General features: G+C 69.7%; 12 protein-coding genes. 10 read left to right on the forward strand and 2 right to left on the reverse strand.

Annotated features, from left to right (window positions below; translation table 11 throughout):
- Window positions 1-23: 23 nt before the first annotated feature.
- The 3 genes from BMX16_RS01005 to BMX16_RS01015 all read left to right on the forward strand — a co-directional run bounded on the left by BMX16_RS01005 (window position 24) and on the right by BMX16_RS01015 (window position 3,867).
- Window positions 24-1,868 carry a peptidyl-prolyl cis-trans isomerase gene (locus tag BMX16_RS01005; RefSeq protein ID WP_089897774.1) on the forward strand — a complete coding sequence of 615 codons (1,845 nt, stop codon included), beginning with the start codon at window positions 24-26 and terminating at the stop codon, window positions 1,866-1,868.
- Window positions 1,869-2,043: 175 nt separating this feature from the next.
- Window positions 2,044-3,552 (forward strand): anthranilate synthase component I, encoded by a 1,509-nt coding sequence (gene trpE, locus BMX16_RS01010; protein ID WP_089897775.1) that lies wholly within the window; start codon window positions 2,044-2,046, stop codon window positions 3,550-3,552.
- 24 nt (window positions 3,553-3,576) lie between these two features.
- Complete coding sequence (locus tag BMX16_RS01015; RefSeq protein ID WP_089897777.1) at window positions 3,577-3,867, forward strand: SH3 domain-containing protein; 291 nt, start codon at window positions 3,577-3,579, stop codon at window positions 3,865-3,867.
- A gap of 28 nt (window positions 3,868-3,895) precedes the next feature.
- On the opposite strand, the gene BMX16_RS01020 is transcribed toward BMX16_RS01015, so the two are convergent.
- Window positions 3,896-5,752: a divergent polysaccharide deacetylase family protein gene (locus BMX16_RS01020; protein WP_089897779.1), complete on the reverse strand. Its 1,857-nt coding sequence runs from the start codon at window positions 5,750-5,752 to the stop codon at window positions 3,896-3,898.
- A gap of 192 nt (window positions 5,753-5,944) precedes the next feature.
- Here BMX16_RS01020 and BMX16_RS01025 point away from each other — a divergent pair, with 192 nt between their 5' ends.
- The 7 genes from BMX16_RS01025 to lexA all read left to right on the forward strand — a co-directional run bounded on the left by BMX16_RS01025 (window position 5,945) and on the right by lexA (window position 11,458).
- Entirely contained in the window at window positions 5,945-6,526 is a 582-nt protein-coding gene (locus tag BMX16_RS01025; RefSeq protein WP_089897781.1) for an anthranilate synthase component II, read from the forward strand.
- The gene (gene trpD / locus BMX16_RS01030; protein ID WP_089897782.1) at window positions 6,523-7,539 is read left to right on the forward strand and encodes an anthranilate phosphoribosyltransferase; all 1,017 of its coding nucleotides are present in this window, start codon (window positions 6,523-6,525) and stop codon (window positions 7,537-7,539) included. The genes BMX16_RS01025 and trpD overlap by 4 nt, the downstream gene beginning before the upstream one ends.
- Entirely contained in the window at window positions 7,536-8,180 is a 645-nt protein-coding gene (locus BMX16_RS01035; protein ID WP_089897785.1) for a uracil-DNA glycosylase, read from the forward strand. Before trpD ends, BMX16_RS01035 begins: the two co-directional genes overlap by 4 nt.
- 23 nt (window positions 8,181-8,203) lie before the next feature.
- On the forward strand, window positions 8,204-9,016 hold the full coding sequence (trpC, locus tag BMX16_RS01040; protein ID WP_089897787.1) for an indole-3-glycerol phosphate synthase TrpC: 813 nt from the start codon (window positions 8,204-8,206) through the stop codon (window positions 9,014-9,016).
- A 3-nt stretch (window positions 9,017-9,019) separates the two neighbouring features.
- The gene (gene moaC, locus BMX16_RS01045) at window positions 9,020-9,490 is read left to right on the forward strand and encodes a cyclic pyranopterin monophosphate synthase MoaC (protein WP_089897789.1); all 471 of its coding nucleotides are present in this window, start codon (window positions 9,020-9,022) and stop codon (window positions 9,488-9,490) included.
- Window positions 9,487-10,659, forward strand: a complete 1,173-nt coding sequence (locus tag BMX16_RS01050; protein ID WP_089897791.1) for a molybdopterin molybdotransferase MoeA — start codon at window positions 9,487-9,489, stop codon at window positions 10,657-10,659. Before moaC ends, BMX16_RS01050 begins: the two co-directional genes overlap by 4 nt.
- Window positions 10,660-10,735: 76 nt before the next feature.
- Window positions 10,736-11,458, forward strand: a complete 723-nt coding sequence (lexA, locus tag BMX16_RS01055) for a transcriptional repressor LexA (protein WP_089897793.1) — start codon at window positions 10,736-10,738, stop codon at window positions 11,456-11,458.
- A gap of 71 nt (window positions 11,459-11,529) precedes the next feature.
- Here the strand turns inward: lexA and BMX16_RS01060 are convergent, their stop codons facing one another.
- Window positions 11,530-13,623, reverse strand: a complete 2,094-nt coding sequence (locus BMX16_RS01060) for a ComEC/Rec2 family competence protein (protein WP_342707790.1) — start codon at window positions 13,621-13,623, stop codon at window positions 11,530-11,532.
- Window positions 13,624-13,658 lie beyond the last annotated feature (35 nt).

The raw sequence follows: 13,658 nt of genomic DNA on the forward strand, positions 1-13,658 counted from the left end.
ACCGGCAGGAAAGACGACCCATCATGGCTGACAAGAAAAAGCGCACACCCATCGCCGTGTGGATCATCATGATCCTGATCATCGGTGGTCTGCTCAGCTTCGGCACCGGGGGGTTCAACGGCACGCTGCGCACCATCGGCAGCGCCGGGTCCAAGGACATCTCGGTCGCCGCCTATCAGACGGCCCTGAACGAACAGCTGCGCGCGATCGAGGCACAGGTCGGCAGCCGCGTGACGTTCGCGCAGGCGCAGTCCATGGGTCTCGACACCGCGGTGCTGAACCAGGTCGTAACACAGCGTACGCTGGACAACGAGGCAGCCGAACTCGGCCTGTCCATCGGCGACGAGCGGGTGCTGGAGGCGGTGCTGGGCAACGGGGCGTTCCAGTCCCTCTCGGGCAGCTTCGACCGCGAGGCCTACGGCGCCGCCCTGCGGCAGGTGGGCCTGTCAGAGGCGGACTACGAAGCGGCGATCCGTGACGAGATGGCCCGCACCCTGCTGCAGGGCGCCGTCGTCGGCGGCGTGACGTCTGCGCCCATCTATGCGGAAACGGTCACGTCGTTCCTGGGCGAGACGCGCGACATCACCTTTGCCCCCGTCACCGCCGCGGCCCTGACCACGCCGGTCCCCGGCCCGACGGACGCCGACCTGCAGACCTTCTACGACGCCAACCCGGACATGTTCACGGCCCCCGAAGTGCGCGAGATCACCTATGCGCTGCTGACGCCCGCCATGCTGGCCGACGATGTCGTGATCGACGACGCACAGGTGCGTGACCTTTACGACCAGCGCATCGACACGTTCCAACAGCCTGAACGGCGGCTGGTTGAGCGCATCGTGTTCGAGACGCCGGAGACGGCGCAGGATGCCGCCGACCGGCTGACCGCAGGCGAGACCAGCTTCGAGGATCTGGTGACCGAACGCGGCCTGACGCTGTCGGACGTCGATCTCGGCGACGTGGCGGCCGATGCGCTGGGCACCGCCGCCGACGCCGTCTTTGCCACAGCCGCTGGCGACGTGGCGGGTCCGATCGACACCGACCTTGGCCCCGCGCTGTTCCGCGTCAACGCCGTGCTGAACGCCGAAGAGACGCCGTTCGAGGACGCGGAGCCGGAGTTGCGCGCCGAACTGGCCACGGCACAGGCGCGCCGCGTGATCCAGACCGATGCCGAGGCGATCAACGACCTGATCGCCGGGGGTGCATCGATCGAGGATCTGGCAGAGCGCACGGATCTGGAACCCGGCAGCATCGCCTTCACCACCGCCAGCACCGACGGCCCCGCCGCCTATGCCGAGTTCCGCGAGGCGGCCGCCGCCGCGACGACAGGGGCATTTCCGCAGGTCTACAACCTCGAGGATGGCGGCATCTTCGCGCTGCGCCTCGATGGCATCGTGCCCCCCACGGTGCAGCCGCTGGACGATGTGCGCGACCGGCTGGAGCGCGCATGGCGCGCCGCCGCGGAGCAGACGGCGATCCTGACACGTGCGGAAGAGATCGCGGCACAGGTGACGCCACAGACGGACCTGACCACGCTGGGCCTGACGCCCACCACCACGTCGAACCTGACGCGGGGCGCCTTCGTGGCGGATGCGCCGCAGAACCTGATGCAGACGGTCTTTCAGATGTCGGCAGGAGAGGTGCGTGCCCTGCCCACCGACACCGGCGCCATCGTCGTGCGGCTGGATGCAGAGACGCCAGCCGACCTGACCGCCGAACGGCAGGTCGCACAGGCCGCCGACATTGCGGCGCAGGCCGCGGCCGGGTTGTCGCAGGACCTGTTCGAGGTCTATGCCGCCGCCGTCCGGTCGCGCACCGACGTGACGGTGGATCAGGCGGCCGTGGCGGCGATCAACGCACAGCTTCAGTGATTGCCAGCCGTGACGGGGTCTGACCCCCGTCGCGGCGCCGCCCGGCCGGAATGTGCCCGCCCCGGCCCTGCCAGTCCCAGCCTTGCCAGATTCAGCCTTGCCCAAATCAGCCTTGCCCGGCACAGCATTGCCCTACACAGACCTGCCCGGAACAGCCTTGAAGGACGACAATCCCATGGCGCTATCGCCCGACTTTGAGACGTTCGCCGCTGGCTATGACCGTGGTGAAAATCAGGTGGTCTGGACCCGTCTGGCGGCTGATCTGGACACGCCGGTGTCGTTGATGCTGAAACTGGGCGATGCGGGCATCAACACCTTCATGCTGGAAAGCGTCACCGGCGGCGAGGTGCGCGGCCGCTATTCGATGATCGGCCTGAACCCCGACCTGATCTGGGAGTGTCGCGGCGCCACCAGCCGCACCAACCGCGCGGCGCGCTATGACCCGGACGGTTTCGTGACGGACGGCACCGATCCCCTGACCGCCCTGCGCGGCCTGATCGCGGAAAGCCGCATCGCCTTGCCCGCCGATCTGCCCGCCGCCAGCGCGGGGCTGTTCGGATATCTCGGCTATGACATGATCCGGCTGGTGGAACGCCTGCCCCATGTGAACCCCGACCCGCTGGACCTGCCCGACGCGGTGATGCTGCGGCCGTCGGTCATGGCGGTGCTGGACGGGGTGAAGGGCGACGTGATCCTTGTGGCACCCGCATGGACGGGCGGCGATCTGTCCGCGCGGGCCGCCTATGCGCAGGCCGCCGAACGGGTGCACGACGCGGAACGCGCCCTCGACCGCAGCGTGCCGCAGACCCATGCGCTGGCCGACCCCGCCCCCATCGCAGAGCCGGTGTCGAACTTCACCCACGCGGGCTACCTCGCGGCGGTCAAGGCGGCGAAGGACTACATCCGCGCCGGCGACATCTTTCAGGTGGTCCCGTCGCAGCGCTGGACGCAGGACTTCCGAGAGCCGCCCTTCGCGCTCTACCGCTCCCTGCGGCGGACCAATCCGTCGCCCTTCATGTTCTACTTCAACTTCGGCGACTTTCAGGTGATCGGCGCCAGCCCGGAAATCCTCGTGCGCGTCTTCGGGCGCGAGGTCACGATCCGCCCCATTGCAGGCACCCGCAAGCGCGGTGCCACCCCCGCCGAGGATGCGGCGCTCGAGGCGGATCTGCTGGCGGATCAGAAGGAGCTGGCGGAACACCTGATGCTGCTGGATCTGGGCCGCAACGACACCGGCCGCGTCAGCAAGGTGGGCACCGTGCGCCCGACGGAACAGTTCATCGTGGAACGCTATTCCCACGTCATGCACATCGTCAGCAACGTGGTGGGCGAGTTGCGCGACGACCAAGACGCGCTGTCGGCGTTCTTTGCAGGCATGCCAGCCGGGACCGTGTCAGGTGCCCCCAAGGTCCGCGCGATGGAGATCATCGACGAGCTGGAGCCGGAAAAGCGCGGCGTCTATGGCGGCGGCTGCGGATACTTTTCGGCCAACGGCGACATGGACATGTGCATCAGCCTGCGCACCGCCGTACTGAAGGACGGGAAGCTCTATATTCAGGCCGGTGGCGGTGTCGTCTATGACAGCGACCCCGAGGCGGAGTATCAGGAAACCGTCCACAAATCGAACGCCATCCGCAAGGCCGCCGCCGATGCAGCCATGTTCACCGCCAAGGGCAACCGTTAGCCTGACAGCCAGAGGAGACCCGCGATGCGCACCCTGATCCTGATGCTGCCCCTGATCGCCGCCGCCTGCGCGTCCAGCACCGCCACGGGCCCACTGGGCCGGCACGAGGTCGTGGCCGTCGAGGCCGACGACCTGCTGAAGCTGCGCGCAGGTCCCGGCACCGGTTACGACGTCATCATCGGCCTGCCGAACGGTGCCGTGGTGGACGTACTGACCTGCGAACCCGCCGGCAGCACGCAATGGTGCGAAGTCAGGCTCGACCAGCCCGGCGGGCCGCGCGGGCACGTGTCAAAGGCGTATCTGCGCAAGCTCTGATCGCGTGACGCGCCCCCGCGCTGACAGCCTAACCCTGCGGCAGCGCCAGCAGCGTGGCCGACAAGGGGGCCAACGACACCTCGTCCGCGCGGGCGGCGGATCCCCACAGGATCAACGCGCTGATCGTGTCGGGCCGCAGTCGCCCCAGCAGGACGATGCCGGACTGCTGCCGGGCCCGAAACGCCGCCTCGTCCACGAAACGGCGGATCACGCGGGCGTCCTGACCGTTGCCGTCCAGATCGCGGTAGATCGTGGTGGCGGGCACGGCGGCGTCCGCCGCCACCCGCAGGCCGCTGTTCAACCCCTGATCCGGGATCACCAGACCGCGGCCCGTCACCGCAAGGTCGGCCACGATCCGGTCCGTCACCGCCGCATCCGGGGACGTGTCGCCCGTCTCGACCACCGCCACCGCGCGCGGCAGGGCGGCAAAGGTCGCCTCCAGCGTCACGGCGGCGTCCGACGGGGTCGCACCTGCGGGAAAGGCGGCCAGCGCCGCGACCTCGATCCCGGCTGCGGTGTAGTCGGCCATCCGTGCGGCGGCGTCGGGGGCGGAGGGGTCCAGCAGGACGGTCACGGCAAAAGGCACATCCGCCAGCAGCCGCGCCCCGTCCGGCAAGGAGCCGTCGTCGAGGATCACGATGCTCATCAACGGCAGGTCGAGGGCGTTGTCATGAAAGGCGCCGTATTGCACGAGGGCCGACACGACGGCGGGTGCAGCCTCGGGCGCGGGATCGTCGGACGGCAGCGGGTCCGTCACGGCGGGACGACGCACGACGACGCCGCCGGTGCCACCGGGCAGGCCGGTCGTGGGGGTGCCGATCAGGGCGGTCACGCCGGGCCTGTCGCCGGGGGTCGTGTCCGCACCGGGGCCATCCGCACCGGCGTCATTGCCCGCGGCTGGTGCCGCCACATCCGCGTCCTGCACCGTTTCCGCACCTGCCACCGCAGCCGCACCGCCATCCGGTTCAGGCACGGCGACAGTCATCGTCGCACTGCCCTGCGATGGAGCAGCGTCGGCCATGTCATCGCCGGAGGTCGCGGGTGTGGCGGCGGCGGTCGCGCGGCCCGCCGCGTCGTCCGCCGGTGTGGCCTGCGGCGTCGTGGGTGGGGTCGCGTCGGCGGGCAGCACTTCGACCAGAGCGGTCCCTTCGGACGGCGGCGCAATGCTGCCCGCATCGTCGATCACCGTCACCTCGGCTGGGCCGGGAGGCGTGGCGGTGTCGGTCCCGATGACGATATCGGCCTCAGGCGCGGGGATCGCCGGGGCAACGCCCTGCGGATTGGGCAGCACGGTCGCCTCGCCGGTTGGGGCGGTCACGGGCGCGGCCTCGACCGGGGGCGATGGCGGCACGATCACGGCCGCTGCCGTCTGCGGCGGGACGGCGGGGGCCGGATCGGGCGTGGCAGGGGGCGTGCCGGCGATGGGTGCGACGGGTTCGGCCGGTGTTGCGCCACGGCTGGCTGGCGCATCGTCCGCCACGACCGGCGCTGGCTGCACCGATGGCACGGCTGGCGACACGATCACCGGCGCATCCGTCAGGGGGGCGGCTGCGGGCGCGGTGCGGCTCCCGGCCTCATCTGTTGCCGGCGCGACCGAGGCGACGGGCGTGTCGATGCTGGGGGTGTCGCCGACGGGCGCATCGTCGGCAGGAGTTTTGCCGACAGGCACATCGCCGACAGGCTCATCAGCGGCAGGCACCACAGGCACTCCAGTCTGCGATGCTGCGACATCGGTCGCCGTCGCGGCCTCCGCAGGTGCGCCTGTCCCTTCGCGGCCCGCCACAGGCGATGCGTCGCCGCCAGGTTGTGGCGTCACCAGTGACAGGCCCGCAAGTCCCGCCCCGCCGATCACGATGCCCCAGACCGCGCCCTTGAGAAATGCCATCGCCCTGCCCCTACCTTGCGTGACGCCGTCACCTCGCGGTCCGCGTCATCATCCGGCCGTCCAGCCCATGCCGGGATGCGACGGCCTGCGGCCTTGACGCCTGCCCGCGTCCTGCCCCATATCGTCCCAACCTATACCGTGAGGCGCCGGGCCTTCGGTAGCCCCTAATTGCCCCGCGATGGGGGAGGCGTCATGATCCTGCTGATCGACAACTACGACAGTTTCACCTACAACCTCGTGCATTATCTGGGCGATCTGGGGGCCGACGTGGTCGTCCACCGCAACGATGCGCTGGATGTGCAGGCGGCGATGGCCCTGCGCCCCGACGCCATCGTGCTGTCGCCGGGCCCCAAAGCGCCCGCGCAGGCCGGCATCTGCCTGCCCCTGACGCTGGCCGCCGCCGAGGCGCGCATCCCGCTGCTCGGCGTGTGCCTGGGCCACCAGACCATCGGCGAGGCGTTCGGCGGCACCGTCGTGCGCTGCCACGAGATCGTGCACGGCAAGATGGGCACCATGCATCACGCAGGCCAGGGCGTCTTCCGCGGTCTTCCGGACCCGTTTCAGGCCACCCGCTACCACAGCCTCGTGGTGGACCGCGCCACCCTGCCCGACGTACTGGAGGTGACGGCGCATCTGGAGGACGGCACCATCATGGCCCTGCGGCACCGCACGCTGCCCATCGAGGGCGTGCAGTTCCACCCCGAAAGCATCCGCAGCGAACACGGCCACCGGATGCTGCAGAACTTTCTCGACACCGCGGGCGCGCCTGCATGAGCGATGCGCTGAAGCCGCTGATCGCCGCTGCCGCCGACGGCCCGCTGACCCGCGCGCAGGCCGAGGCCGCCTTCGGCATCCTGTTCGCCGGAGATGCCACGCCCGCGCAGATCGGCGGGCTGCTGATGGCGCTGCGCACGCGCGGCGAGACGGTGGATGAATACGCCGCCGCAGCAAGCGTGATGCGCGCGAAATGCCTGCCCGTGCAGGCCCCTGCGGGCGCCATCGACATCGTCGGCACGGGGGGCGACGGCAAGCATACGCTGAACATCTCGACCGCGACCGCCTATGTCGTGGCGGGGGCCGGCGTGCCTGTGGCCAAGCACGGCAATCGCAACCTCAGCTCGAAATCCGGCACCGCCGACGTGCAGACCGCCATGGGCGTCAACGTCATGGTCGGGCCCCGCGCGGTCGAGGCGTGTCTGGCCGAGGCCGGGATCGGCTTCATGATGGCCCCGCTGCACCATCCGGCCATGGCGCATGTCGGGCCGGTGCGCGCGGAACTGGGAACGCGGACGATCTTCAACATCCTCGGCCCCCTGACCAATCCCGCCGGGGTGAAACGCCAGTTGACGGGTGCCTATCGCCGCGACCTGATCCGCCCGATGGCCGAAGTGCTGCTGAACCTCGGGTCCGACGCCGCATGGCTGGTCCACGGATCGGACGGCACCGACGAGCTGGCGATTTCGGGCGTCAGCTGGGTCGCCGAACTGCGCGACGGCACCGTGACCGAACGCGAGGTTCACCCCGAAGATGCGGGCCTGCCCGTCCACCCGTTCGAGGCCATCGTCGGTGGGTCGCCGGAGGAGAACGCGACCGCCTTCCGTGCCTTGCTGGCGGGAGAGCGCGGTGCCTTCCGCGACGCCGTGCTGCTGAACGCCGCCGCTGCCCTGCTGGTGGCAGGTCGCGTGGATGCGCTGCCGGATGGTGTGGCACTGGGAGCGTCCAGCATCGACAGCGGACGCGCGGCACAGGCGGTGGCGACCGTGGCGCGCATCACCAGCGCCGCGTGACCGGCGCCGCCCTCGGCATCGGCGCATGGGCCGACCTGCCGTTCTTCAGCCAGACTTGGCCCGCCATTGCCGCACGGCTGGATGCATCGACCAACCCGGTGCTGCCCCCCGCCCATCTGCGGTTCAAGGCGCTTGCGCTGACGCCGCCCGATGCGGTGCGCGTCGTGATCCTCGGGCAGGACCCCTACCATACCCCCGGCAAGGCGGATGGTCTGGCCTTCTCGATCCCGCAAGGCTTCGGTGGACGGCTGGATAGCCTCGGCAACATCTTCAAGGAGTTGCGCGACGATCTGCATGTCGCGCGCAAACAGACCGACCTGTCCGACTGGGCCGCGCAAGGCGTGCTGCTGCTGAACACCGCGCTGAGCGTGCCGCAGGGCCGTGCCGGCGGTCATGCCCGGCTGGGGTGGGACACCCTGACCCGTCAGGTCATCGCAAGGCTGTCAGACCGCCCCCGCGCCTACGCCCTGTGGGGCCGCCACGCGCAGGGCTTTGCGCCGGACACCGCGCGCGGCGATATGGTCATCGCCAGCGCCCACCCGTCGCCCCTGTCCGCACACGCGGGGTTTTTCGGATCGCGGCCATTTTCAACGGTGAACGACTGGCTTAGATACCGGGGGGAACCACCGATAGACTGGTGACCCTTTCAAAGGTGAAGCCCGACATGAGCGCGACCATCCTCGACACGATCAAGACCTACAAGCTGGAGGAGATCACCGCCGCCAAGGACGCCGTGCCGCTGGCCACGCTGGAACAGCAGGCCCGCGACGCCACGCCGCCACGCGGCTTTGCCCGCGCCGTGCAGGCGGCGGCACGCGACGGCTACGGCCTGATCGCCGAGGTGAAGAAGGCCAGCCCGTCCAAGGGTCTGATCCGCTCCGACTTCGACCCCGCTGCCCTCGCCGCCGCCTATGCGGCGGGTGGTGCCGCCTGCCTGTCGGTGCTGACCGACACCCCGTCGTTCCAGGGCAGCCCAGAGGCCCTGATACAGGCCCGCGCCGCCTGCGACCTGCCGGTGCTGCGCAAGGATTTCATGTACGACACCTATCAGGTGGTACAGGCCCGCGCCTGGGGCGCGGACGCGATCCTCATCATCATGGCCAGCGTCAGCGACGCGCAGGCGCAGGAGCTGGAGGCGGCGGCGACCCAGTGGGGCATGGACGTGCTGATCGAGGTGCATGACCGCAGTGAGCTGGACCGGGCGGCGCTGCTGGCGGCCCCCTTGCTGGGGATCAACAACCGCGACCTGCGCAGCTTCGACGTCAGCCTCGACGTGACGCGGACCCTGTCCAAGCATGTGCCGGCCGACAAGACCATCGTCAGCGAAAGCGGTCTGACCGGCCCCGCAGACCTCGCCGACCTCGCCCGCTACGGCGCGCGGTGTTTCCTGATCGGCGAAAGCCTAATGCGGCAGGCGGACGTGGCGCAGGCGACCCGCGACCTGCTGGCCAGCCCGCTGACCGCCGCGGGGTTCTGACGGATGCCGCTGTCGCACTTCGACGACCAAGGCCATGCGCACATGGTCGATGTGTCGGACAAGGCGGTGACGTCCCGCGTGGCGGTGGCCGAAGGTCACATCACGATGACCGCGCAAACCCTTGCATTGATTACACAAGGCCGCGCCGCCAAGGGCGACGTGCTGGGCACAGCACGGCTGGCGGGGATCATGGGTGCGAAACGCTGCGCCGACCTGATCCCCCTGTGCCACCCGCTGCCGATCACCAAGGTCGCAGTGGATCTGACGCCGGATGACACGCTGCCCGGCGTCCGCATCACCGCCACCGTCAAGACCACCGGCCAGACAGGAGTCGAGATGGAGGCGCTGACCGCCGTCAGCATCGCCGCCCTGACCGTGCACGACATGGTCAAGGCGGTACAGAAGGACATGGTCATCGGCGGCATCCGCGTGACGCTGAAGGACGGCGGCAAGTCGGGCCGCTACAGCGCATGATCAGCGTCGAAGACGCCCTGCAAAAGCTGCTCGCCCTCGTGCAGCCACTGGGGGTCGAGGATGTGCCGCTGGGCCGCGCCCATGGCCGCGTTCTGGCGCAGGCTGTCGTGGCGCGGCGCAGTCAACCGCCCTTCGCCGCCTCCGCCATGGACGGCTATGCGGTGGCGGGTGCGGCTGCCGCGCCCGGTGCCACCTTCCACGTGACCGGCGCCTCCGCGGCGGGCCACATGTTCGACGGCGCCGTGGGGCCGGGTCAGGCCGTGCGCATCTTTACCGGCGCACCGCTGCCGCCCGGCACCGACCGCGTCGTGATCCAGGAGGATGTGGACCGCACCGGCGACAGCATCCGCCTGCACGATGCGCTGGACGACAGCCTGCACGTCCGCCCCGTCGGCGCCGACTTCTCTGAAGGTATGACACTGTCCGCCCCCCGTATCCTGCGGCCCGGCGACATCGCCCTTCTGGCCGCGATGAACGTGGCGACCGTGCCCGTCATGTGCCGCCCCACCGTGGCGATCATCGCCACGGGGGACGAGCTTGTGCAACCGGGCGAGGTCCCCGGCCCCGACCAGATCATCGCATCGAACAGCCACGGCCTTGCCGCGCTGATCGCACAGGCTGGTGCCGTGCCGCGCCTGCTGCCCATCGCGCGTGACACCCGCGAAAGCCTGTCGCTGGCTTTCGATCTGGCGGCGGGTACCGACCTGATCCTGACCATCGGCGGTGCGTCCGTTGGCGACCACGATCTGGTCGCGGCGGCGGCGGCGGACAAGGGACTGGACCGCGCGTTCTACAAGGTCGCGATGCGTCCCGGCAAGCCGCTCATGGCAGGCCGCATGGGCGCTGCGGCGATGATCGGCCTGCCGGGGAACCCTGTGGCCGCAATGGTTTGCGGCCATGTCTTCGTGTTGCCGGTGCTGCGGCGGATGTTGGGGCTGGGCGATGCCCCCACGCCGCGCACATGGGCCACGCTGACCCACGCGCTGCCCGCCAACGGGCCGCGCGAACACTACATGCGGGCGCATCTGGACGGCGACCACCTGACCGTTGCCGACCGGCAGGATTCGTCGCTGCTGACCGTGCTGGCGCAGGCCAACGCGCTGGCGGTGCGACCGGTCGGCGATGCGGCGCGGGCGGCGGGCGATCAGTTGCAGGTGGTGGCGATCTAGGCTTTGACACAAAACGGGAACAGGTGTAGAACATCCATGACTACACCTTTTCCGATCTCTGCCAGCGGGGCCAGCCATGTTGACCAAGAAGCAACTCGATCTTCTGAACTTCATACATACCCGCGTGCAGCGCGATGGTGTCTCCCCCTCGTTCGAGGAAATGAAGGAGGCGCTTGATCTGCGGTCGAAGTCGGGCATCCACCGCCTGATCACGGCGCTGGAGGAACGTGGTTTCATCCGTCGCATGGCGCACCGCGCGCGCGCGCTTGAAATCGTGAAGCTGCCGGATGCGATGATGGGTGGTGCCATGATGGGTGGCACACCCAAGGCCCCCCGCGCAGGCTTTGCGCCCAAGGTGATCGACGGCGACCGCCCCGACCGGATTCCCGCCGCCGCGCAGGCGGTCAGCAGCATCGCCGCAGTCGAATTGAACGTGATGGGACGCATCGCCGCCGGTGTGCCGATCGCCGCCATTTCGGAAGTGTCGCATTCCGTCGCCGTGCCGCAATCGATGCTGGGACGCGGCGAACACTACGCCCTCGAGGTGCGGGGCGATTCGATGATCGAGGCTGGGATCAACGACGGCGACGTGGTCGTGATCCGCGAAACCACCAGCGCCGACAACGGCGACATCGTCGTGGCACTGGTCGACGATCAGGAGGCCACGTTGAAACGGTTCCGCCGCGTCGGCACTTCGATCGCGCTGGAGGCGGCGAACCCGGCCTATGAGACGCGGGTGTACCGCGACGATCAGGTCAAGGTGCAGGGCAAGCTGGTGGGACTGATCCGCACGTATTGAAACGTTGCAGGGCGATGTGTCGTCGGTGCACCTGATGGACTGCGGTTTACGGTAGCGCTGCGGGTCCAGCGTCAGCGGCTCTGCGTTGAGGCGGCGACGACGGCCGTCAGACCTTGCGGCTGTGACGCTCTTGCGCGCGGTGCGCCCGTCCATGGCCGCATCCCCGTCACCGCATTCGCCGACGTGACGACCAGCCCGCCGTCCGCATCCAGTCCCAGTGCCACGGCACCCGTGTCGCGCAGGGTCCTTTCGTCGAAGACGCGGCAGGGTCGCGGTCCGGCGTCCGGTTCATTGCTGATCAGGATGTCGGCCCCGGCGCAGCCTTGCAGTTGCGCCAGTTCGACCTTGCCGCGCACCAACAGGATGCGCCATTGGCCAAGTGCGGCCGTAGCCTGCCGCCCGTCAACGACGATGCCGCGGCGCGCGGCGGCGATGACCTGATCTGCCGCCGTGCCGTCGTTTTCCAGCCAGACGCCTGCGATGAAGGCATCGGACTTCGGCGCGGACAGGGCGCGCCCGTCGGACCCCATAACCCCGATCAATCCGCCGCTGTCGGCGATCAGCACGGCAGGTCGTGGGCTGGTGGACCAGATCAGCGCGACAGCGGCCAGCCCCGGCAGGCCCAGCCAGCGCGCGCGGCCCTGCCACAGGATCAGCCAGACCAGCACCAACGCCAGCAGCGGCAGCACGATGGGGTCCGGCGTCGGCACGTGGCTGACGGCACCGCCCCAACCCGCGACGGTCGCGGCCACCCACAACGTCCACCGCAGGCCAAGGCCCGCGACCCACAGCGCCAATGGCGCCAGACCCAGCGGGGCCAGCACCGCCGCCGCCACCATCGCGGGCATCGTCACGGCGCCGATCACCGGCACCGCCAATAGGTTGGCGATCAGACCATAATGCGAAATCTGGTTGAAATGCAGGGCCGCGAAAGGTGCCGAGCCGAGCCCGGCCACCAGCGAGGAGACGACCAGCGCCACCGCGGGCCGCAGCCAGCGTGGCCCCAGATTGCGGCCGCGCATTGCCCGGAACGCCACGATCAGCGCGGCGGTGGCGGCGAAGGACATCTGGAACCCCGGCCCGGTCAGGGCGTGCGGTTGCAGCATCAGAACGAGGGTCGCAGCCACCGCCAGCCCCCGCAGCGATAGCGCCTGCCTGTCCAGCAGGATCGCGATCAGCAGCACAGCGACCATGATGTAGGACCGCTCGGTCGCCACGTCGCCGCCCGACAGCGCCAGATAGACCGCGCCGACGGCCAAGGCCACGACCGCCGCGATCTTCTTGACCGGCAGCCGTAGGGCCACGGCGGGCCACAGCGACAGACCGACCCGCACGATGGCAAAGATGAACCCCGTCAGCATCCCCATATGCAGGCCAGAGATCGACACGATGTGATACAGGTTCGACGCCCGCAGCGCCTCCTGACTCTCGACGCTCATGCCAGAACGGTCGCCGATGGCGATGGCGGCGGCGAACCCGCCCGCATCGCCCGGCAGGCGCGCCTGGATCGCGGCGGAAATCGCCATGCGGGTGTCGAATACCCACAGCCGCCAGTCGCCCGTGGGCGCCGCCAGCGACAGGACCGGGGTTTGCGTATAGCCGATGGCGCCCAGCCCTTGAAACCACGCATGGCGGCGGAAATCGAAGCCGCCGGGTTCCGCCGGCCCCGCGGGCGGCGACAGGTGCCCGGTCAGGATCAGCGTCTGGCCGGGCAGGAACGGGGCCCCCGGCTGATCGCCGTGCAGCGACACGCGCACGCGCCCCGGCGTGCGGTCGGGGGCCACGCGGTCCAGCCGCACGCGGTCCAGCGTCAGGCGCACCGCCTCGCTGGCCGAGCGGTCGATGTGCACCAGACGCCCCTCGATGGGTCCATAATAGCGAAAACCGAGCACTGGATCGGCGGCGACCTGCGTCTCGATCTTGGCCAGCACCGCGCCGCTGGCAATCAGGGCAAGGGCCAGCCACAGCGGTCTGACCGGCAGCGCGATCCAGCGGGCGGCCAGCACCACGACGACGGCCAACCCCGCCAACGCCACGAACGCCGCTCCACCCGGCTCGGACAGCAGCGCGAAATAGCCGCCGATCCCCAATGCGAGCGCCACCGGCACCCAGCAGATCAGGCTGCCCCGCTGGGCCAGCAGGGCGCCGGACAGGATCGCTTGCACTTGTGTCCGCCCCCCGCTTTACCTATCCCCACACC

Origin of the sequence: Loktanella fryxellensis, assembly GCF_900110065.1 — a bacterium.
In the GTDB taxonomy this organism is placed as follows: domain Bacteria; phylum Pseudomonadota; class Alphaproteobacteria; order Rhodobacterales; family Rhodobacteraceae; genus Loktanella; species Loktanella fryxellensis.

Bases quoted from the DNA above. Each gene is read 5' to 3' on its own strand.
- BMX16_RS01025 (WP_089897781.1), top strand. From the start codon at position 5,945: ATGATCCTGCTGATCGACAACTACGACAGTTTCACCTACAACCTCGTG.
- lexA (WP_089897793.1), top strand. From the start codon at position 10,736: ATGTTGACCAAGAAGCAACTCGATCTTCTGAACTTCATACATACCCGC.
- BMX16_RS01015 (WP_089897777.1), top strand. From the start codon at position 3,577: ATGCGCACCCTGATCCTGATGCTGCCCCTGATCGCCGCCGCCTGCGCG.
- BMX16_RS01005 (WP_089897774.1), top strand. From the start codon at position 24: ATGGCTGACAAGAAAAAGCGCACACCCATCGCCGTGTGGATCATCATG.
- moaC (WP_089897789.1), top strand. From the start codon at position 9,020: ATGCCGCTGTCGCACTTCGACGACCAAGGCCATGCGCACATGGTCGAT.
- trpC (WP_089897787.1), top strand. From the start codon at position 8,204: ATGAGCGCGACCATCCTCGACACGATCAAGACCTACAAGCTGGAGGAG.
- trpE (WP_089897775.1), top strand. From the start codon at position 2,044: ATGGCGCTATCGCCCGACTTTGAGACGTTCGCCGCTGGCTATGACCGT.
- BMX16_RS01020 (WP_089897779.1), bottom strand. From the start codon at position 5,752: ATGGCATTTCTCAAGGGCGCGGTCTGGGGCATCGTGATCGGCGGGGCG.
- BMX16_RS01050 (WP_089897791.1), top strand. From the start codon at position 9,487: ATGATCAGCGTCGAAGACGCCCTGCAAAAGCTGCTCGCCCTCGTGCAG.
- trpD (WP_089897782.1), top strand. From the start codon at position 6,523: ATGAGCGATGCGCTGAAGCCGCTGATCGCCGCTGCCGCCGACGGCCCG.